This is a genomic window from Leptospira interrogans (assembly GCF_900156205.1).
GTDB classification, from domain to species: Bacteria; Spirochaetota; Leptospiria; order Leptospirales; family Leptospiraceae; genus Leptospira; species Leptospira interrogans.
The window spans coordinates 17,210-37,728 of the sequence record NZ_FTNA01000019.1; the positions used below are offsets into that span (position 1 = coordinate 17,210).

General features: G+C 33.8%; 15 protein-coding genes and 2 pseudogenes. 6 read left to right on the top strand and 11 right to left on the bottom strand.

The window, feature by feature from the left end:
- Window positions 1-285: 285 nt before the first annotated feature.
- On the bottom strand, window positions 286-561 hold the full coding sequence (locus BW942_RS14710) for an RNA recognition motif domain-containing protein (protein WP_001028883.1): 276 nt from the start codon (window positions 559-561) through the stop codon (window positions 286-288).
- A gap of 89 nt (window positions 562-650) precedes the next feature.
- Here BW942_RS14710 and BW942_RS22140 point away from each other — a divergent pair.
- Together BW942_RS22140 and BW942_RS14715 are read left to right on the top strand one after the other, a co-directional pair.
- Window positions 651-864: pseudogene (locus BW942_RS22140) on the top strand (hypothetical protein).
- A 1,172-nt stretch (window positions 865-2,036) separates the two neighbouring features.
- On the top strand, window positions 2,037-3,632 hold the full coding sequence (locus BW942_RS14715; RefSeq protein WP_000355585.1) for a BTAD domain-containing putative transcriptional regulator: 1,596 nt from the start codon (window positions 2,037-2,039) through the stop codon (window positions 3,630-3,632).
- A 173-nt stretch (window positions 3,633-3,805) separates the two neighbouring features.
- Here BW942_RS14715 and BW942_RS14720 read toward each other — a convergent pair whose 3' ends face one another.
- From BW942_RS14720 to BW942_RS14730, 3 genes are all read right to left on the bottom strand, one after another.
- Window positions 3,806-4,075: a hypothetical protein gene (locus BW942_RS14720; RefSeq protein WP_000276100.1), complete on the bottom strand. Its 270-nt coding sequence runs from the start codon at window positions 4,073-4,075 to the stop codon at window positions 3,806-3,808.
- A gap of 204 nt (window positions 4,076-4,279) precedes the next feature.
- Window positions 4,280-5,017 (bottom strand): hypothetical protein, encoded by a 738-nt coding sequence (locus BW942_RS14725; protein ID WP_000411557.1) that lies wholly within the window; start codon window positions 5,015-5,017, stop codon window positions 4,280-4,282.
- Between the two features lie 46 nt (window positions 5,018-5,063).
- Entirely contained in the window at window positions 5,064-5,972 is a 909-nt protein-coding gene (locus BW942_RS14730; RefSeq protein ID WP_000898918.1) for an early set domain-containing protein, read from the bottom strand.
- A gap of 153 nt (window positions 5,973-6,125) precedes the next feature.
- Here BW942_RS14730 and BW942_RS14735 point away from each other — a divergent pair.
- Window positions 6,126-9,726, top strand: a pseudogene (locus BW942_RS14735) (tetratricopeptide repeat protein).
- A gap of 538 nt (window positions 9,727-10,264) precedes the next feature.
- Here the strand turns inward: BW942_RS14735 and BW942_RS14740 are convergent.
- Window positions 10,265-10,801: a hypothetical protein gene (locus BW942_RS14740; RefSeq protein ID WP_000701525.1), complete on the bottom strand. Its 537-nt coding sequence runs from the start codon at window positions 10,799-10,801 to the stop codon at window positions 10,265-10,267.
- 216 nt (window positions 10,802-11,017) lie between these two features.
- Between BW942_RS14740 and serA the strand changes: the two genes are divergently transcribed.
- The 3 genes from serA to BW942_RS14755 all read left to right on the top strand — a co-directional run bounded on the left by serA (window position 11,018) and on the right by BW942_RS14755 (window position 13,996).
- A complete protein-coding gene (gene serA / locus BW942_RS14745; protein ID WP_001982325.1) occupies window positions 11,018-12,241 on the top strand; it encodes a phosphoglycerate dehydrogenase in 1,224 nt (407 codons plus the stop codon).
- A 159-nt stretch (window positions 12,242-12,400) separates the two neighbouring features.
- The gene (locus BW942_RS14750; protein WP_000559149.1) at window positions 12,401-12,706 is read left to right on the top strand and encodes a hypothetical protein; all 306 of its coding nucleotides are present in this window, start codon (window positions 12,401-12,403) and stop codon (window positions 12,704-12,706) included.
- An 861-nt stretch (window positions 12,707-13,567) separates the two neighbouring features.
- Window positions 13,568-13,996, top strand: coding sequence for a PaaI family thioesterase (locus BW942_RS14755; protein ID WP_001115336.1), 429 nt, complete (start codon window positions 13,568-13,570; stop codon window positions 13,994-13,996).
- A 384-nt stretch (window positions 13,997-14,380) separates the two neighbouring features.
- On the opposite strand, the gene BW942_RS14765 is transcribed toward BW942_RS14755, so the two are convergent.
- From BW942_RS14765 to BW942_RS14790, 6 genes are all read right to left on the bottom strand, one after another.
- A complete protein-coding gene (locus BW942_RS14765) occupies window positions 14,381-14,596 on the bottom strand; it encodes a hypothetical protein (RefSeq protein ID WP_001157786.1) in 216 nt (71 codons plus the stop codon).
- A gap of 84 nt (window positions 14,597-14,680) precedes the next feature.
- On the bottom strand, window positions 14,681-16,018 hold the full coding sequence (locus tag BW942_RS14770; protein WP_000761157.1) for an LIC11996 family lipoprotein: 1,338 nt from the start codon (window positions 16,016-16,018) through the stop codon (window positions 14,681-14,683).
- A gap of 9 nt (window positions 16,019-16,027) precedes the next feature.
- Entirely contained in the window at window positions 16,028-16,876 is an 849-nt protein-coding gene (locus BW942_RS14775) for an LA_0442/LA_0875 N-terminal domain-containing protein (RefSeq protein WP_001010148.1), read from the bottom strand.
- A gap of 327 nt (window positions 16,877-17,203) precedes the next feature.
- Window positions 17,204-18,079, bottom strand: a complete 876-nt coding sequence (locus BW942_RS14780; protein ID WP_001289449.1) for an alpha/beta fold hydrolase — start codon at window positions 18,077-18,079, stop codon at window positions 17,204-17,206.
- Window positions 18,080-18,321: 242 nt separating this feature from the next.
- Window positions 18,322-18,786, bottom strand: a complete 465-nt coding sequence (locus BW942_RS14785; protein WP_000667109.1) for a DUF309 domain-containing protein — start codon at window positions 18,784-18,786, stop codon at window positions 18,322-18,324.
- Complete coding sequence (locus BW942_RS14790; protein ID WP_001067923.1) at window positions 18,776-20,302, bottom strand: aldo/keto reductase; 1,527 nt, start codon at window positions 20,300-20,302, stop codon at window positions 18,776-18,778. The genes BW942_RS14785 and BW942_RS14790 overlap by 11 nt, the downstream gene beginning before the upstream one ends.
- Window positions 20,303-20,519 lie beyond the last annotated feature (217 nt).

Genomic DNA, 20,519 nt, shown 5'->3' on the forward strand with positions numbered 1-20,519 from the left:
ATCTGTGGGAGTTCCCACATTTTCAGGGTTAAACTGTTATATTTGAAATCTGTGGGAGTTCCCACATTTTAGAGTTAAACTATTATATCTGAGATCTGTGGGAGTTCTATTCATCAAATCAAAACCTAACTCTAAACGATGACTCGTATTTTAGGACTTAAGAATAAACAGACAAAAATGAAATGATTAGAATATAGAAAATAAAAATCCTAATCCTCTCCCAATAATACCAAGACCTGTTTTCAGAAAAGGGAGAAAAACAATCGCCTTTCTCCCTTTAAAAGATCAATATCTAGATCTAGATTTTTCGGGAAAAGGCTTTTTGGGAAGCGCTTCATTAACTTTAATTTCTCTTCCACGGATTTGAGTTCCGTTTAAGCCGTCAATTGCCGCATTTCCTTCTTCTTTGTTCGCCATTTCCACAAATGCCAATCCCCGGGATTTGCCGGAAAGCTTATCAGTGATGATGCGTACAGAGGTTACTTCTCCAAAAGACTCAAATGCTTTACGGAGGTCGTCTTCGGTTGCCTGATAGGCGAGGTTGCCTATATAAATGTTCATGAGAAAGGGTCCTTACTAAAAATTACTGGCTCCTAAATTTTAATAGAATGCAAGGTTAGACCAATCAATCGGCGGGATTCGGGAGAGAAATGACCTTTCCTGGTGTTCTATTATTTAAAAGTTCTCAACTGACCCGGGAAAAGGCAGCTTAAGATTCCAGTCGCGCTTACGGTAATCATAGTCAAAAAATTGTCAAGAAAATCTCATATTTTACGAATTGACTTTAAGAAAAACAGATTTAGATTTTTAACCCCCATCAACAGAGTAAAATCGGGTTATAACTTGAATACAAGATGCTTTTAAACATAAGATTTCTTGATTGATCCATCTTAGATTTTGATTTTTACTAAATTTTCGCTATTTTTCTAATTTTTATCCCCAAATTTAGACCTACAAAAGTAGGCTTTCGCGAAAAGATACAAAATCAAAGAATTTACCCTCAATTTTTTAAATTCGATTAGAATAGCACTAAGATCAAAAACCTGGCTTTCGATCGTTTATAACAAAATCACAGTTTTTAGTCTTTTACTTAGAAATTTTAGAGTAAATCGTATACCTCTTACTTATTTTTTAAAAAGAGAATCGAGAACCATTTTTCCTAAGATAACGTGTGTTCGACGTAAAAAATCTATAATTATTTTCTGAACTTTGCAGATTATGTGAGAACTACCACAAATCAAGTTTTTAAAAATAAATTCTAAAATTGTAGGAACTCATACTTTTATAAAATTCTTTCTCAGCCAAATCCACGTTAAAATGCCAAAATCCACTCTCAAATTTTGAATCCAGCTTTGTTTTTTACAAAATTTTAAAAAGCTAAATCACCTTCGAAATCGGAAACACATTTCAATAAAAAGACTGTTTCTAATTTTTACTCAAAACTATATAGTAAAACACCTAATACTTTTATTTAAACAATGTTTTGTAATAAAAATCCAGAGGATTCAATTTTATAGGTTCAGTAATTTCAGATATAAAAAAGCTTTATATTTTAGTTTAAAAGTTCTGAGTAGATAAATGCTCTAAAATGACTATTATATAAATAACTCGCAAAATATTCAATTTATTGAATGTAAAATTTAAATAAACTGTTTTTGCACCAAAACAGTGTTTTGTAATAAAATTTACAGTATTCAATCTTATAGAGATCAGCAATAGTCGAGTAAGAAATGGTATTCTTATTTCTTATGAAACTTAAAATAATTTTATAAAATTTTTAATTCTTTCAATAATCAAGATTTTGGTCTGCATCTTGTTAAGTGAATACTCAAGTCCTTAAGTATATTTTTAGGCGAACCCACCTATTTCAAATCGAATTGGAATATTCTTTATTATCAATTTATTCTTTTAAAAACTTTGCAACATTTATAAACAATAAACCCAACAAAAGAATTTTCGTTGATAAAAATTTATCTACTTATATTCAAAAATGAATTTATAAAGGCTACAAAGACATCAAAAGGAATCGCAAAACAATGGATATAACACTTTATCAAATCTCCTGTTACTTAGTGGCTACCATGCTTACTTTTAAAGCGTTTTATAATTTATTCTTATATTATAAAAACAGAAATCAAATACATTTATTACACTTCGCTTTTTTACAGATAGCTTATGGTTTATACATTTTATTTTTTACACAAACAATCAACACGACAAATCCGGAAGAAGCCTTAATCTGGAAAAGATTAGAAGATATTATACTTCCCATATTTGGAATCTTTTTGATTCTATTCGTAAATTCCTATCTTAAGATTTTCAGCACCGATTTCGTATATTTTTATATACTACTCAACTTGTTATTATCCGTAGCAATTTTATTTGATTTCAATTCATATCATATCGGACTTCTTCACGAAAAAAAAATTTCTTCTCTCGGAATTATAATCTATGAAACCGATCAACCGGTCCTGGTTAATTATTTATATGTTTCTAGAATTTTGACTATCTTTTGGATTTTATTTAAGGTTGTTACTCAATTCATCCATTATCTATTCAAAAATTTATTTTTATTTATAGGATTCACATTGTTTTGTGCAAATGCACTCTTAGACATTTTAGTAACAATCAATTTGATTCCATTACCCTATACTTCTCATTTTAGTTTTTTAATTCTATCGTTCTCCGTTGATTTTTTTCTCAAATCGAACCAATTCGAAAAAAAATCTAAAGAAGAATTCAAACAGATTTTGGCTTCACCTAAAAAACCGACCGCCTTTTCTTTTTTGCCCAAAGTAAAAAAGATAGAATATGAAAACCAAAAAGAAAAAATTCATCCGATCAAAATCAATTCTCCACTTTCCGATAAGAATCCTTTTTTTATTCGCACTCTCGGTAATCTGGAATTAGAAAGAGGAGGAATTCGGATTCCTCAAAAGGAAATCTCTACTAAAAAGAAAATGTTGAAACTTCTCAAAATTCTTCTCATTCGTTTTGAAAAAGGAATTCATAGAGAAGAGTTGCTTGAGTTCCTCTGGCCTAAAATGTCTGAAAAAAAAGCGCTCAATAGTTTACACGCTCTTTGTTTTCGTCTGAGAAAAATTATCGGAAATCCAGAAGCACTCGTTTTTTCGGAAGATCGTTTATTTTTTAGACAGGATTTAGTTCAGACTGACTTTCAACTTTTTGAAAAACACTACCAAGTAGGAATAAAATCTATACGCAAAGGAGATACTGAATTAGCAATTCAAGAATTTCGTTGCGCAAGGAGTTTTTACAAAGGCGTTTTTTTTGAATTCGATCTTTATTTTCCGGAATCGGAAATTAGAAGAGAATATATTCGAAAAAGCTTAATCGAAATCTTCCAATTTTTATGTGAAAAAGATTCAGAGAAAAATGAAATCAAAAAACTTTTAGATGATTCTACGAATTGGATTTATCTAGACGACTTGGATGAAAGAGCTTGGAGATTTCATTTCGAAGCCCTTTTCCAATTGAATCGTAAAAACGAAGCTCTGCGTAAATACCAAGAATTTAAAAAATCTCTGAAGAAAGAATTAGACATCGAACCAGAATCTGCAACGTTCAGTTTGATCGAAAAAATCCGTTCCGGAGAAGTAAGTCGTGTTTAAGAATACAACTAATAGTCCCTTTCGCATTCGTTAACCGAGTTCACGTTGTTCTAAAGTTTTAGGCAAGTTTTAAATCTGCAAAAACTCACATAAAAAAAGAATCGGTGAACTCGACCAACAAACAATGTAGTTTTAGAACAAGTACTCAACTTCAATCCGTTATTGAAATGGATTTAACAATTTTTCCATTTAGTTTTTCTAAGCTCTTTCCAATTTTTATTCCGATCTCTTGAATAACTTTTGTCATCCCAATGAGTTGGAAGCATCCTGTAAGATCTTTTTCTTCTGGGTTGAACTTTGATCCACGATCCGTCTTCTAATTCCCAATCCGTATCGAACGTTTTTCTGAGTTCATTTGTAGTTTGAACTTTTCGAAAATAAGGAAGACGATAACTAAATTTAGTCCGCCAAGGAAACCCTAAATTTTCAAAATAGATATACATACACTAACTTCTCCAAAATGAGGTTAGTGTTTATTAAATTCCTTTTTCATAATATACCGTCTATAACCTGCTTTCATTCTTTATAAATTGAAAATCGATTTTTTCAATAAAAATTCCATATCTATCTATAAACAATTTTTCCATTCGTTTTAATGAAAAAACATAAGAAAATTAATCTTTCAATAACTCTAATAAATATAATTTTCAAGGACGTTCTACAAGTGTTCCTCTTCCTTTTCGAATATCATAAATATAGAATGTGATTTCTGGTAGTTTTACCGTGGCCGCAGATTTTTTCTTTTTAGATTCTTCTTTTTCTTCTTCCAAAGAAACAATCATCACCAATCTTTCTTTTCCGGGAGATGTAAGAAATTTTTCCAAAGAATATTTTTTCGGTAGAACACCTACAAGATTTGCACTCACAGGATTGTAGACAAAAACCTGCTTTCTATCTTTTTGATTTAAAAATCCGTCCTTATTTGTGTCCTCAGTCATTCCAATCAAGATTAGATTTTTTCCGGTGGAAATCCCGGATGCCAAAACGGAATCCAATTCTGATTCTTCCGTAGTATTACCTACAACATCTGTACCAGTAAAATAATCCCAAATATAAACGTTTCTATGAAATAGTTTACGCGGATTTCCTGATTCCAAATCGACTACGGTCAAATTTCTTGCGTGATTCAGAGTTTTTCTATGACCTGCTACAGTTTCTCTGGAAAGTTCAAATGGATAAAAAAGATAACGTTCCCAAAGAACCACAGAATGATTGAGTAAATCTCCACTTCTATCTGCAGGAGTCAAAGGTTCTTCTTTAGAAGAACCAGGTTCGACTAACTCAACTCCTCTGTCTAAAATGAACCAACTTTTAGAAAGTGTAAAAACTAAAATTCCGACTATAACAATTCCAAATGCGTAAACTCCTAGCCGGATTTTTTCCATGAGTAGAAAAAAGCCCGGGAAAAGATCAGGTCAATGAAAAAATAGACTATTTTCTCTCCAAAGCATAAGAACGTTCAGGTACAATCAGATAAGAAGATATTTCACCCGTATCTTCCCTAAGTCTTGTATTTTGATTAAACGTATCTAAAATGATCTTTCCATCTTGTACAAAGTTATAGAGATAATTTCCAGGTTTCATTTTTTTTATGAGAGTAAATACTTCTTTTTCCTTTTTTAAAATGTCTTCTTCCGGATCCCAGTGATTAAAGTCTCCCACAAGAGTAACCATCTCCGCATCTGGAGCATAAATTCTAAATTCCACAGTTCTATATTCTAATTCTTCATAGGGAGAATCTTCCAAAATCCGAGTGGTCACCAATTTATCCGGTCCGGTTGAAATCGCAATCAATCTAGAAATCAAAGAACCGTCTCCGTCTTCCACCGAATCGGGGTTAGACGGATCATGGGTAAATAAACCGTCCACTCTAAATTTATATTCTAGTATTTTGAGTTCTTCCCGAATCGTGTCCCTACTCTCCGGATCAAATACAATATAAAAAACTCCGTGATCGTTTTTTTTCAAAGGGATACATCTCCAAAGAGAAAAGTTTCCACAAACGGAAACTTCCTCGTTCTCAATTCCTTCAAAAGTAAATAAAATTCCCCGGTTGAGAAGTTTTCCAGTTTCTAATGTTAAGGAAGAATCTATATATCGGATATATCTGGGGGCTACCGCCCTTTTCAATTTTTCCATCTGCCAGTAATAATAAATTTTTTCTTTTTCCACTGGTTCTAAAAAATCTTCATAGTCTTCCGATGAAAAGGATCCGATCCAGTTACCCGCATCGTCGGCACCTATTGCAACGCTAATCATTAGAAGTAGTACTAATAAAATTTTTATCTTAGGGATCGATTTCATTCTGAATAGAAGTTCGATCAGTTTTCTAAAAAGCATAAGGCAAATCCGAAATCGATCCGTAAGAAATCGAATATAGTCCCAATCCTATATAAAAAATTTTTTCGACTCGAATCAAGTTTATGCGTTTTTAGAGATAGTTTTTTCCTTGGAGAATTGAAAAGCCTACCGATATAATCTAACAGAAATATCATGGCTGAGGCGAATTCTACCCCATTGAGCGAAGCTGAATTAGAGCAAGTTCGTTCTATTCTACAGCCTCTATCCAAAAATCCGGACATTTCGGAAGAACTCAATCCGATGCTTTCCGTATTCCGCCAAAAAATGGGATACGGAACTCAGATGTCTTCTCACGACGATGAAGACATAGAGGAAGAAACAGAATCTAATTCTGACTTTGAAGAAGGGGAAGAAGAATTCGCACAATCTGAAAGTCCTCAAAGACCCCCCACTAAAGTTTTCGAAGACGACGATATAGATTTAGACGAACTCTTAGCAGAACCAGGACAAGCTCCGACGGCAAGCCCGCCGACTGATGATTTTTCTTTTGAAGAAGAACCCAGCGCAGACTCAGGTGATCCATTTGCAGATTTTGGAATGGATTCCGAACCAGCTTCTGATTCGTTGGATGATTTCGGATTGCCCGAAACTTCTCCGACAAGTGACTCCGATGATTTCTCTTTTGGGGAAGAATCGACCCAAAACGCAGATACGTCCGATCCTTTTGGCGATTTAGCAGAATCAACATCCGAAGATCCATTCAGTGGAACCGACTTTAGTTCGGAGCCGATAGATGATTTTTCTTCAACACCAACTACATCTTCCGACTTAGATCCATTCGCGGATACATTCACTTCTACTCCGGACACGTCTGGAGATCCATTTGCGGACATGGGAAGCTTAGAAACTTCAAGTTCGGGAGAAGACGATTTTGGACTTTCTGGATCAGGGTCTGACAATGAAGTTACGTCTTCCGAACCGTCCCCAACCGACGATGATTTTTTTAGCCAGCCAATAGATTCTGAACCTTCTTCGACGGAAACCGATCCTTTTGCAGACTTTGGCGATCTAGGTTCTCCGGCAAGTGGAGGACAGGATCCATTTTCAGATCTTTCTTCTTCGGCTACAGTTTCGGAAGATCCTTTTGCAGACTTTGTTCCTTCCACCGAAGAAGACACGTTATCCGACATTGTCACAGGCGCAGATGCGTCCTTCGACACCTTTAGTCCCGATTTAGAATCGGATACAGGAGGAGGAGAAGATTTTGATTCCGGAAGTTCTTTCGGTCTGGAAGCAGACCTACAAGGACTTGCAAGTGAAGAAAAAGAAGAAATAGACAAAGGACTCAAAGACGAAGAACTCGCAATCATTCAAAAAGAAATTCTAAGATACCCTCCTACACTTCGTCGTGCGGTGATAGACGCAATCGTTCAAGATAAACTCACCCCTAGGGATCAAAAAGGTCTTTTAGAATTAATCAAAATTGAAAGTTCACCTGAAGAAATCGCGGACTTCCTCTCCGGCGTTTTAGGAGAACCCGTTTCTGTTTCTCAAAGAATGAGTGGATTTTCCAAAGACGGAGTTCCGATCATTTCTACAGATCCTGTTTATACAAAAGAAGGACTTCAAAGACAAAAAAAATTAATTCGAAGAACGATTTTAGGAATCGCCGCTACCATCTTTATTGTAGTAGGTGGAACCTTATTTTATAGAAATTTTATTGTTCCCAAACAAGCGGCCCAATACTACGATCAAGGTTTAACTTTAATTCGAGAAGCTGGCGCTTATCCTAAAAATAGTGAAACAAGAAAAAGAAAATTTTTCGAAGCAGAAGAATCTTTCGCGAGAGGTGAGAACATTTTACCAAACCACCTCAAATACCTGAATCTCTATGGAATCGGAATACACACGAGTTGAGGAATACGATCGGGCTTTTGAAAAATTATTCGGCAAGGTAAGTCCCGATTTTGGAGCAGGAGGAGAAGAACCTTCTTCTAACGCTTGGGATAAAAGAGAAAAAGTACCTATCATCACACTTGCCAAAGGCCAAGTTTGGGACAACAGTAAACTTCCAATTGCAGGTAAAGTCGGAAGTGAAAATCGTATGACTTTAATCGCCCAAGACGGAATTCAAAGAAAAATTCTGAAAGCGGGCGCGTATATCGTAATGCGTTTGGAAAAACAAACTCACGATAATCCTACATATAAAAATCTTGGAAGGTTCCATTCTTCCATCATGCCTTCGTTCACCGAATCTTCGTTAGGTGGTGGAAAGTATAAAAACGATCAGTTAGCGATCAATTTTTACAAACAGGTTTATACAGATGGCAACGAACCCTACGACGAAGAATCTACCGCTGGAATCGCAAAAATTTATTACAACCGTAGAGAATTCGGTAAAGCCGCATCCTTTTATAATAAAATTGTAGAAATCGATCCATCAAGTCCAATGGGACAAGGCGGTTTACTTTCCACTTATATAGAGATGTGGAAAGAAGATGGAAATCCTCAATTTGTCATCAATCATCATAGACAAATCAAAAATAACTTGGAGATAGAAAAAAAACTTTCTCTTCACGTTCTTTCTAAACTCGCTTCCTTTTACACAAATCTGAACAAAAAAGAATTAAGAATTCGTTATAATATCAATCCGATAGATCAGGTTTCCGGAATGGAAGTTAACGATAACGCTCTTGAAATTTTAGATTTGATTTATCATAAAACTGAAAAAGATCCAATCACCGGCACAGAAATCGAAGGTTCTAATTACGCGGAAGGATATTACCAAAGAGGAAGATATTTTGCCTCGATCAAAGAATCAATCCAAGCTAGAAGATTTTTTGAAAAAGCGGCTACACTGGATCCAGCACATTATTTAGCTTCTATGGAACTTGGGGAAAACGCAATTCGTTTGGCAAACTTTGGAGAAGCGGATAAATTATTAAACGAATCTCTTAAACGTTTTGAAAACTTCAAACAAAGTTACGGTGCAAGAGAAGAAGACGAAACTTTAATCCAAGGAAACGTTGGCCGTATCTATTTTGACAAAGCGAGAATACAATATTTATCTGCAGCAGGAATCCACGAAAAGGATAAGATCACAGAATTTCCAGGCCGTAAAATTTATCCATTCCGAGCAAGGGCCGCCATGGATACAGTCGCTAAAACCAGGTCGATGGAACTCAAAAATTCTTTGGAAGGTTTTTCTAAAGCGGAATCGGTTCAAACTGACGAAAACGAATATACTCTGATCCGCAGATGGAGAACCCCTCTTCCTCCCGAAATTCAAAGAGAACTTCGTTATTTTAAAGGTTGGGTGGATTATATGAGCGGTGATTTTGCCGCTTCTTTAAATGAATGGTCCGGTTTTGAAGACGAAGAAGAATACAATCATTCCACCTTACTCATGGGCAAAGCAAATGCCTTTTTTTATACCGGCCAATACAAAGCAAGTTTAGGAAACTACCTTAAAGTTCAAGACGATATGGAAGAAAAACTTTTGAATATGGGACTTCCTAAACCGGACGATCCATATCACCAAGAAGTATATCAAACGTTAGTCGCAGCTTACAATAACATTGGCGCCGTTTATGAAAAACAAGGAAACACTTCGGAAGCTCTAAAACACTATTGGAAAGCAATCGAAACCGCAAGAAAAATTAACGAAGTTTCTGAAATTGCAATGTCAAACAAAGATCTTATGTTCAAAAAAGAAGCCATCGGACAAGACCCCCTTTTGGAAGACTGGCTTTCTCCTACGTTAGACAGCATTAAAAAATTAACAAGAGAATGAGTTTTTATTTTTTTATAAACTCTAAATCAAATTAATTAGTCGTCCTGATTCCTTTTGAAAATCATCTTTCTAAAATTCTTTAAAAGTTGCAGTAGTTCCCACATTTTAGATTTCTTTGATAAGTTTTTAAACCGTCTTTGCATCGTTAAACAAGATATTTTACAATTTAAGATATTCGTTTTATAAAACCTAACTCTTCAGCAAAAAAATAAAATGTGGGAACTCATACCAGAAGTTTTAATGGTAGAGAACTTGTTCAAGGATCGATAAAAGACACAATCTTGATTAGAATTGTTGAAAAATTAATTCTCCACCTGTTTCTATTTTATGTAAATCGGCAATTGAAGCAGTTTTGTTAATCGCCACCATGGAATTTTTCAACAACTCTAATATAGTAGCTCACACAGATTGGAAATGTATCTTTCAATGACAAACTCAAATCAAAGATCAAATCTAAAAATGTGAGAACTGTTACAAATTAAAATTGTATTGTCCTAACGACAAATTCAAAAATTAATTCTTATTTCAACTAAAAACATTATGGATTTAAAATATTCAATTTTGTTTGAGCGTTTAATCGCTCCTTAAGAGTTTTTAAGAGAAGTTGAAATTTTGCCGTTTCTGAGTGAGAAAGAAGTTGATTTGTGGTTTTTTCTCTAGAAGAAAAACTGAATATGATTTCTTTTGCTTGTAAGATTTTATCTGAGGCCTCCGCCGAAATAGAAGAAGAAATTTTTACAGAATCCGAATATTCTGTCCCTACTTTTCTTAGATTGAACCAAGTTCCATCTAATCTCAAAGAAACTCCAATTGGAAAACTGACCTCGAAAGAACTGAGATAGTAGTCTAAAAAAATCGTCTTTTCAAAACTTAGATTCTTAAAAATGCCTTTAAAATTCAGAGACTTAGCATCTCCCTCAGAACAAAAAAAATGAAATCCGTAACAAAGAGATTCCGAATGGAATACTACCTGTTCCAGAGCAGGCTCAGGAGTATACCGAATTAAATCTTTGGAACAACCAATTCCCGCAAATAAACCGAAACTAAAAAGAAGAGATAAAAATTGAATCTTCAAAAGTTCCCTCTAAAAATTTTTCCCAGTTTTTTGGAAATGCTTTGGATTTGAAAGAAAATTCCAATTAGAGTCCGTACATTTGTTTTGAATTAGTTCAACCTTTCATTTGAATTTTTTTAGTCGATCATCACACAATGAATATATTCAAACAGAGCGGAAACCAAAATAAAAATTCAATTTTCAGAGAATTGCGTTTTTGAAACCTTGGTAGGTAGAATGATTTCATTTCCAAAAGATAAAATTCAAGTTCTCCTTTTAGAAAACGTCCACCAAGACGCATTTGATATGTTCCAAAAAGATGGATTTAATGTACGCCTTCTTCCCGCTGCCTTTTCGGAAAAAGAACTTTTAGACGAAATCGAAAACATTCATGTTTTAGGAATTAGAAGTAAAACCAACGTCACTTCCGCCGTTTTAGAAAAAGCCAAAAGACTTTTGACAATTGGTTGTTTTTGTATCGGAACCAATCAAGTGGATTTAGTTGGAGCAGAAAAAAAAGGAATCCCTGTTTTTAATGCCCCCTATTCTAATACTCGTTCCGTAGCGGAATTAGTAATTTCAGAAATCATCATGTTGGCCAGAAGAGTTCCGGATCATATTCGAAATACTCACTCTGGTATTTGGAATAAAATTTCCAAAAATTGTTTTGAGGTTCGAGGTAAGACGATTGGAATCGTGGGTTATGGTCATATTGGAAGTCAGGTTTCAGTACTTGCAGAAGCGATGGGAATGAAAGTGATCTACTACGATATTCAAACGGTTCTTCCTCTTGGAAATGCAACTCCAGTTTCTAGTTACGAAGAACTTTTAAAAAATTCGGACTTTATTTCTTTTCACGTTCCCGAAACTCCACAAACGATGAATCTTTATGGAAAAAAAGAAATCGAAGTTACTAAAAAAGGCGCTTATATGATCAACCTTTCCAGAGGGAAGGTTGTGGATCTGGAAGCTCTTGCAAAAGCAATCCAATCGGGTCATATTGCTGGAGCGGGAATAGACGTTTTTCCGGAAGAACCCGAATCCAACAACGATCCATTTCTAACTCCTATGCAAAATCTGCCGAATGTAATTTTGACTCCTCATATAGGCGGTAGTACCGAAGAAGCTCAAAGAAACATCGGTTCCGAAGTAGCCAGTAAACTTTTGAAATTCATAAACAACGGTTCCACTACATTTTCCGTAAATTTTCCTAATTTGGAAATTACTCCGTTACCCGCAGGTCAATATAGAATTTTGAACGTCCATAAAAACCAACCAGGGTTTTTAAAAGACATCAACTCTATGGTATCCGCAATCGGCGCCAATATCAGTTCCCAACATTTAGGAACCAGTGCAGAAATCGGTTATCTTTCCATGGTAATCGATAAATCTGTAGGAGACGAATTGAAAGAAAAAATCGAAAAACATCCTTTTTCGATCAAAACTAGGATTCTTTACTAAAAGTCTGTTCCAAAAGCCTTCTTTAAGCAAATTGCCTTTATACAAAACAATTTGTTGTAACAAAAACATAATAGAACTGTAATATATAAAATATCTATTATAGACGAATTTTCCGAATTTTGCTTGATCGTTTTGATAAAAAGCACTTAAAATTACCCCATGCACTATAATAGAATTCCAAACACCGTAACCGTTTATTGGAGCAAATTGGCGGATCAAAGTCTTAGACTGGCCGAGAACATCCTAAAAGGTCTGCTTCATAGAACCGATTCTCCAATCGAGCCCGGCACCGTTTTAGAACTCAAACTAGGTACAATCAGTCTTTCCGGGGGAATCCAAATTCCAGTAAAAGTAATTCGTTGCGAAAAAATTTCAGAGGCCGAATACGATCTTTATTTAAATTATACGGAAAGAGATTTCAACAAAATTCAAGAAATTGAAGATTTAATTCGAGACCTTTCTTGAAACTTATTTTATAAAAATGAAATTGAAACAGAATCATTTTTTTCAATTTCTCAATTAGAAAATTATAATATTTCTAATCTTTCTTTTTTCCATCTACTGAATTTCAAAAATTTTCCATTTCTTTCTTAAATAACGTGAGTTTAATGTAAGAAACTTGTCTTATAAATATAAAATCTAATTTTTCCCTAAAAATAAAATGCGGAAAAATTCATACTTTTCAAAAATTTTTACTCACGCCGAACCCAGGTTAAAATAGGATTTAAATTTTAATGATGGTCACCAAACAGCAGTTTTGTGTAAAAATCTGATTGGAAGATGATTTTTTTGTATTTCATAGTAGTTCCCACAATATTCAAAGTTTAACTGTTAAATCCACGATTTGTGAGAGTTCCCACATTTATTTTTTACGAAAAAATTGACCTAAGATAAAATGGATTTCTCCACGAATCCACGTTATTTAAGCAATAACCTAAGGAAATCCCTACCATAAATCATAATTTTACAGTAAAATTATGATTTGTAGGAACTCATACTTTTTTTAAAATAATGCTATAAAACCCAAGATTTACTTACATTCTGTTCTACGGTTCTTAAGTATAAGTCGTATTAAAAATTTAAACAATGTCTTTTGTTAAGGATCATTCTGTAAATTTTAAGCCAAAGCAATTTACAAAACGAATCTAATAACAAATAAACTCTAAACAATCATACAAAAAACTTCTCCAAAAGATCACTCATATAATGTTAACTGAAATTAGGTTTTGATTTTTTCAAAATCGATTTCAATCTATTCAACCTTTGTATGAATTGACAAAGAAGTTATCATAAAAGATCTAATTCTGTATGAATCCATTTTACTCAATGCCGGAAACAAATACCCAAGAATTTGCAGAATATTTTCAGAAACAGGATCGTTTTTCTCATAAAATCGGTTATAAAATTCTTTCCGTTAGCCCAGGAGAAAGCGAATACGAAATTTCAGTCGATGATACTTTTTTCAATCCTGTAAATATCGTTCATGGAGGTGTACTTTTTTCAGCAATGGATAGTTCCGCCGGAGCCGCTATGGCCGCTTGGATCCGATCTTCGGATTTAAAATATAAATTTATGGCGACTGCATCCGCAGAAATCAAATATCGTAAAAGTGTTACAAAAGGAAAAATTAGAATTCAGAGCAAAATTACCGATCAAAAACGCTCAATCGTAAAATTACACTCTCAAGCCTTCGACGAAGAAGAAAACTTAGTAGCAGAATTATTTTCTACCTGGGTAGTAAAATTAGAAAATTAAAAAACTCTAAACTACTTGTAAACAATCAAGAAATAGTTTATAAGATTAAAAACTATCTCAGAATGAAATATATTACTGACCCTACTCAAAATTATATAACAAAGTATCTAATGTTTTGCACGTTAATATTGCTTTGTAATAAAAATTTACGATACTCAAATTTTATAGCTCTAAGTAATATACAAATTCTAAAACGAATCCAGTTTGAAGCAAAATTCTATAAAATTTATACTCCAAACTTTTCTACCCAAAAGATCAATGCAATCCACGGATCTTTTGGGTGTTTTCATCTTTTGTAGGATTTTTTTTTTAACTTCAGTAAAAGTATTTTTTCATAAGTTATGCGAAAATACTTTTTATTTATTTTACGAATTCAAATAAATATTAAGCCACAAAAAATTCCGCACGACTGATATTTGCAAGTTCAACCGCACTGGTCAGATTTTTGGAAGGAAAATAAACGATTTGTTCTCCAACCATTTTACGATTCCGATCCAATTCCACACGAGAGCCGTCTTTGAGATGTAATACGATATCAATCCCACGATAGTTAATATATCTCTCCAACTGACTTCTAAACCTTGCAGCTTGTTCTTGCATGAAAACATCCTTAAAAATTGCTGAAAGAATGTTCCAAAAATATCAATGAAAGTACAAGCTTTTTTTCTAAATATATAGATTTTTTTATTCGGAAGTTACCTGAATTGTTTCCTGCAAAGTCCAACTAACTCCGCTATTTGTGGAAACATAACGTCTTAAACCAGATCCTTTTTTATTAATAAACACATGCAGTTTTTCTGTTCCGGAATTTGTTACAAACACGCCTAACGCAGAAGTATAACTTGGCGTCTGATCTTCCGTAAATTCTGGAGTAGGCAAATCCAAACCGGTAAGGTTAATTCGTTCCCAAGAATTACCAGTATTTAGTGTTCTGTATAAATAAGCGGAAGGAGCAGAAATGGAACTTGGAATTGCAACAAATGCTAAGAATGTTGAAGTCCCAACGTTAAAAGAACGAACCGGATTGATTACATCTGTAACTAAAATACCGGAAGCAGCAACGATTGATTGATTTGAATTTCCGGGAAAAGTAAGCGGCCCGCCTAACGAAGTCAAATCCCCCACTGTAGTAGTGATTCTAATCGAATCGTTCGTATGTTCAATGTAATGCGATTGAGTAAAATCAGATTGTATATCAAAGTTATAACTTCCAGAAAAAGAATCAAAAGGAAGAGTTTTGTAATTTGCAACCAAACCTACCGGCTGCACTCCAAATACATTAGCTGTTCCGTCTGTAGAATAAAAAGAATAACTTGGACCAGACAATGGATCAACACACCAGCCCACTGCGTTATTTCTAATTACATAAGTACATTTTGTATTGATTGGACCCGCGATTGTAACCCGATTCGTAAAATCGTTATTTACGTTATAACAAGTAGTCGTGCTTCCGAAAGTAGGTTCTTCACAAAATACCACTTTTTCCGTTATACCTACGTTATACGTCCCAAAGCCTACAATTTTTTCTGCTGTGATCACAGGAGATATTTTTGTAAATGTCATTTTAGATCCAGCCCTTGGAAGTGCGGAACCATTCCAGTAGTAGTATTCGTAAATAGAAGTTCCTAAAGAATCTACAGTTTTGACTTCGAAAAGAATTGAGTAACTATTAGAATTTATAGGATTAAATCCAAATCCGATCATACTCGTAATTTGTTCTCCTACCATCGGAACATTTGTAGGAATCATATCCGTAGAATTTTCGTAAGCGATGATCAAATCGATTCTATTTCTAGGATCATTCGAACTACCAAAATTCCTACGAATATAGGAAATATACATACCCGTACCTGCGTATCGGAATGCAGAATATTTGTTTAACATAAAATTCGTATAACCGTTGGAAGCAGAAGCCAGAATTCTAAATAAACCGAAGGTTCCTTTGGGATCCCAAAAACTTTCTTCAAATTTATAACAATTCAAAAACGAAAAAAATATTAGAATAAAATAATATTTTTTCATATCTATTCCTTAAAAAAACCAGCTATATCGAACTTCCATTTTCCAACCGAAAACCTTAGATTCCGAATTTAAGAAATTGGTTTCTCTCATAGAATCCAATTGGATTCCTTTCTTAAGAATCGAACCCTGTGGTGTAATTGTGATTTCCTCTCTTTCCCAATCGATGCCTGTAAAATAAGAATGGGTCAATTGAATCAAATAAACGAGAACTGTTCCCATTGTCAGATTTTGATAGTCATCTATAGATTTTTTATATTCAGAACGTTTTTCATGTACGATCATTTCTCTGATTAAGGCGTAGTCACTGATTTGACCAATAAGTGCAGAATTTTCATACTCCGATTTTTTTTCTCCGATTCGATCGGATGCGATCAGAGTGAGCATCACTCCAGACCAAAAAAGTGAACCATATACAATTCCTACTTTTTTTCGATCCGCCTTGTAATGTCCCCAACCTGGAAACACTGCGGACCTCCAAACCAAACTCCAACGGTTCCTATTTCCGGTAGTTTGTGTTTCGACCGAACTACGAATTGTTTCATCCTCAATTCCCTTTTTATCTTCCACAGATTTTGTTTCTTGAATTTTAGTTTCTTCTTCTCTACGAATTCGTTTTGCTTCCTCTTCATTTATATCTTTATAAATTACTTTGAGAATCCCCTTCTTTGACAAGATTTGAACGTTTCCATTTTTGGTTCGAATAGTTATATTTTTTTCATTCTGACTGGTCACGTTCGCTTTGATTGAAGTTCCATTTTTTAAAAGAATTGTCTGTTCGCTTAAAAGAGGAAACGAAAGCAAAGATAAAAGTAAAAAGACAAAAACCCATCTCGTTTGATTCTGTAAAAGAAAATTCATTCAAATTTAAAAAAGAATTTTTAAGATTTTCGCATTGAAACGAGTATAAATTCTTTACAGAGGACGTTAATTTAAGCGAATCACTTTCAGCAATATTTTTTTAGATTCAATTTGTTTAGAAACGTAAACAAACACTTACATTTTTAAAAATATTTTCCTTATGGATTGGTCTTAGAGATTTACTCAAATTCTATAACGACTCTGAGTTGTAGAATAAAAATACCAAATTTTTTGCACTGAAACAGTGTTTTGAGATAAAAATTAATGGTAGTCAATTTTGTAGGATCAGTAGAAATCCTGAGGAAGCAATAAAAAATTCTTTTCTTTTTATATTATAAATCTATGTTTTAAATAGAATTCGTTTAACAATTTCTCTAACTTTTCCGGTTGATCATGGTGCATGTTATGCCCCGCGTCTTCCATTTCAATATATTCTAAAAATTTAAAATGAGAAAGAATCTCTTCTCGATTTTCTGGAACCAAATGTGTTTCCTTTCCATAAATAATCAAAGTCGGAGAAGAGATACATTCCCAAAGATGACGAGTTAGATAAGGGGAAAAAACAAATGGAAACCCCCTTTTATAAAGCGGATCATTTTTCCATTGAAATCCAGTGTCCGTCTTTTTAGAAAGATAAGTCGCTAAATCCCGAACCTTTTTAAAATCCAACCTAGGATAAACCGGTTTCAAACGATGAGTCAATTCGTCTAAACTCGAAAAAGTTTTATTCTTCCTCTCTTTAATTCCAACTTCATTGTTCTCTAAAGTATCCAGCCAAGCTTTCAGACGTTTTTTTTCTAGCTCCGGATTTTGAATCGACATAAAACCTTCCAAACATACTATACTTAAAATTTTTTCCGGGTAAATCCCAGCAAACCTGGCACCAATTCCTCCTCCCATAGAATGCCCTAAAATATGAAACTTTTCAGGAAGAAACTTAGAAACGAAAGTTTTAACGTCTACCAGAGTTTGAATAAAATGATAATTTCCTTCTCGAATCCATTCTGAATCTCCATGACCTCTATAATCAAATCGGTATATATTAAAATGTTTAGATAAAAACGGAAACTGATAGAGAAACGTATCCGATGCGTCTTGAAATCCATGAAACAAAAGAATAGAATTTTCCTTTCCGTTTTTATGAATCTTATAGGAAAGATTGTATCCCCCAGATTGAAAAAAACCACTTTCAATTTCACTCATATCATTTCCTTTTCAGAAGGCAGACTAACTTTGTTTATTCTATACTACTCAGAACTATATAACAGAGTACCTAATATTTTGTATTCAAATAACTTTTTATAGCAGAAATTCCGGTACTCAATTTTATAGAGATTATTAAAAACAAAATTGTAAACCTACGTTTTATAAAATATAATATAATTCTAATATTTTACAACATTCTCTGTTTTTTATAAAAAAAGCCCATTCATAGTCTTCTGTAATTAGTCTCTGAATAACTCTCGCCATTCTTTTGGAATCCTTGGAATACAGAAAGCAGAAACTTTTTCGGGCAAAATATCGTCTCCTTCGTAAAGATTTAAGATCTGATCTAAACTTTGGAGCAAACTTGATACAATTTGTTTTCCATTTTCACTCAAATCATTAGAGTTAAAAACAGTTTCCAATTTTTCTTTGGACCTTTCCGCCTGCATTCTGGAACCTCTGCTATTCGGTTTAACATAAATCTTATGTAAGGAAACACAAAGTTGAATGATTCCCTGAAGAAATATCTTCCTGATACCAAAATCTTTTTTCCATTGAAACTCTAGTACTTCGTGCGCCTCAAAATACTTTCCTTCCCGAAAAAGTCTTTCCGCATTGGAATAAGCAAAATCGATCGTTTCTTCCGGATCGGTAGTAGACGTAATTTGCTCAAAAAGAGCTACAATTTCAGGATCAAACTTCAAATTGTTTCCAATCCTGATATTGGATTTCGGTTTCAGATGCTGCAAAAGAAAACGTTGCGTCTTTTACGTATTCTTCTTTTCTCATTCCGAGCAAAACGACACCTTTTCCCAAAGAGGAATGAAGCAAATGAAGTGAGATCGTAGATAAATTCCAACTCTGATAATTAGGATATAGATTTATAATTTTAGAATATAATGATTTTATACTTTCTATATTTTTTTGAAACACATATTGTTCTAAAATCGGAAGCGCCTCGTTTAAAGTTTCAATATATTCGGTTTGAACCTTTACCCCACCTATTTTTTCGATCTGTGCAATCAATTGTTGTAGGATAGGAATTACGGTTCTTTCTAAAAATTGATTTAGATGATTTTGGTTTTGAAACTGGTTTAAATAGGGTTCGGTTACCGTTCGAAACGTATATTTGTAGGAACCTTGAGGTAAAACGGCAAGTAATACTTCTTCTCTTTTATAAATCGTATCTAATCTTTCTTTCAGAAGATTGAGAATATGCTCGCTTTCTTTTTTTGGATCGTAAGAAAGTCTATAAATGTTTCCTGAATTTGATATTGCGTTTAAAGGACGATTGATCAAAGGCAAAAGTCCGTTTTCATGAATGATAGAAATTAAATTTTTTCCTTCGAACTTAGGATCTAAAAATCCACTTTCTAAAAGATTCCCCGGAAATTGAACGACCGCAAAACCGGATTCCTCTAAGCCGAGTTCACTTTGAACTTCTTTTGCGATTTTTAGGATTTTGATAAGCGAAGTGGAAGTATATTTTTCCGGGTTTTCTGAAAACGTATTGGATGAAACCCCGTAGTATAAGATTTTACCTTCTTTTCGTTTTTGTTCCAGAAATCGGAAAGAGCTCTTAATTCTTTCGTAATATTGTTCTGTCGCCTTTTCTTTGGGAACATTATGTTTCTCTCGATCCATAAGAAAATATTCCGGATTGTGTAGAAGAAAAACATCCACGGTTTCAAGACCCAGTCTTTTGAGAGAATATTCGAGTTGATCCTCCAAAAAAAAAGGATGGATACAGTGGTAACATCCTTCCTGATAGTAAGTGATTTCCGGAAATGCCCGATTGGTATTTTCTAGCTCGGTTACGATCTCTAAATTTTTTCCTTGGATATATCCCACCTTGGTGATTATAAAAACGTTTTCTCTTTTGAGTTCTCCTTTTTGTATTTTTTTTTGAAGAACCTTTCCAATTAAACTTTCACTTTCTCCATCTCCATAATTAGAAGAAGTATCGATTACGTTAAATCCCATTGAAAGGGAAAGTTCGATCGACTTTTCGTGTTCCGTAGATTCGAGTCCTACTCTATAACTTCCGAATGCGATCTTAGACAATATCCTTCCTCGAAAAGAAAAATACGGATTTAAAAATTCACTCTTACCCAAATATTTTTTAAATAGAAAAGAATTTTCAGAATATTCTTTTGTTGCCTTCGAATCGGAAACGCCTTTGAGTTTATTTTTTTGATAAAGTTCCTGAAAAGGATTCATTGTTTTATCCTTCGAAAAAGTTTTGTTACGCGACGCACTAAATCCTTCTAAGATTTGAATTGTAATTTCTGAATCTCTAATTGAGAAAGAATCTTAATAACTTTAGATCTAATTCAATTTTTTCTCTTCAAAATAAAAATGCTTTTCGTCATAGCTCGTTTTTTTACTCTCATTTTAGAAAGTACGGGTTTGTTCTAATTTTAAACCCATCTTTTTT

Coding starts and splice junctions, on each gene's coding strand:
- BW942_RS14710 (WP_001028883.1), bottom strand. CDS start 561: ATGAACATTTATATAGGCAACCTCGCCTATCAGGCAACCGAAGACGAC.
- BW942_RS14715 (WP_000355585.1), top strand. CDS start 2,037: ATGGATATAACACTTTATCAAATCTCCTGTTACTTAGTGGCTACCATG.
- BW942_RS14720 (WP_000276100.1), bottom strand. CDS start 4,075: ATGTATATCTATTTTGAAAATTTAGGGTTTCCTTGGCGGACTAAATTT.
- BW942_RS14725 (WP_000411557.1), bottom strand. CDS start 5,017: ATGGAAAAAATCCGGCTAGGAGTTTACGCATTTGGAATTGTTATAGTC.
- BW942_RS14730 (WP_000898918.1), bottom strand. CDS start 5,972: ATGCTTTTTAGAAAACTGATCGAACTTCTATTCAGAATGAAATCGATC.
- serA (WP_001982325.1), top strand. CDS start 11,018: ATGATTTCATTTCCAAAAGATAAAATTCAAGTTCTCCTTTTAGAAAAC.
- BW942_RS14750 (WP_000559149.1), top strand. CDS start 12,401: ATGCACTATAATAGAATTCCAAACACCGTAACCGTTTATTGGAGCAAA.
- BW942_RS14755 (WP_001115336.1), top strand. CDS start 13,568: ATGCCGGAAACAAATACCCAAGAATTTGCAGAATATTTTCAGAAACAG.
- BW942_RS14765 (WP_001157786.1), bottom strand. CDS start 14,596: ATGCAAGAACAAGCTGCAAGGTTTAGAAGTCAGTTGGAGAGATATATT.
- BW942_RS14770 (WP_000761157.1), bottom strand. CDS start 16,018: ATGAAAAAATATTATTTTATTCTAATATTTTTTTCGTTTTTGAATTGT.
- BW942_RS14775 (WP_001010148.1), bottom strand. CDS start 16,876: ATGAATTTTCTTTTACAGAATCAAACGAGATGGGTTTTTGTCTTTTTA.
- BW942_RS14780 (WP_001289449.1), bottom strand. CDS start 18,079: ATGAGTGAAATTGAAAGTGGTTTTTTTCAATCTGGGGGATACAATCTT.
- BW942_RS14790 (WP_001067923.1), bottom strand. CDS start 20,302: ATGAATCCTTTTCAGGAACTTTATCAAAAAAATAAACTCAAAGGCGTT.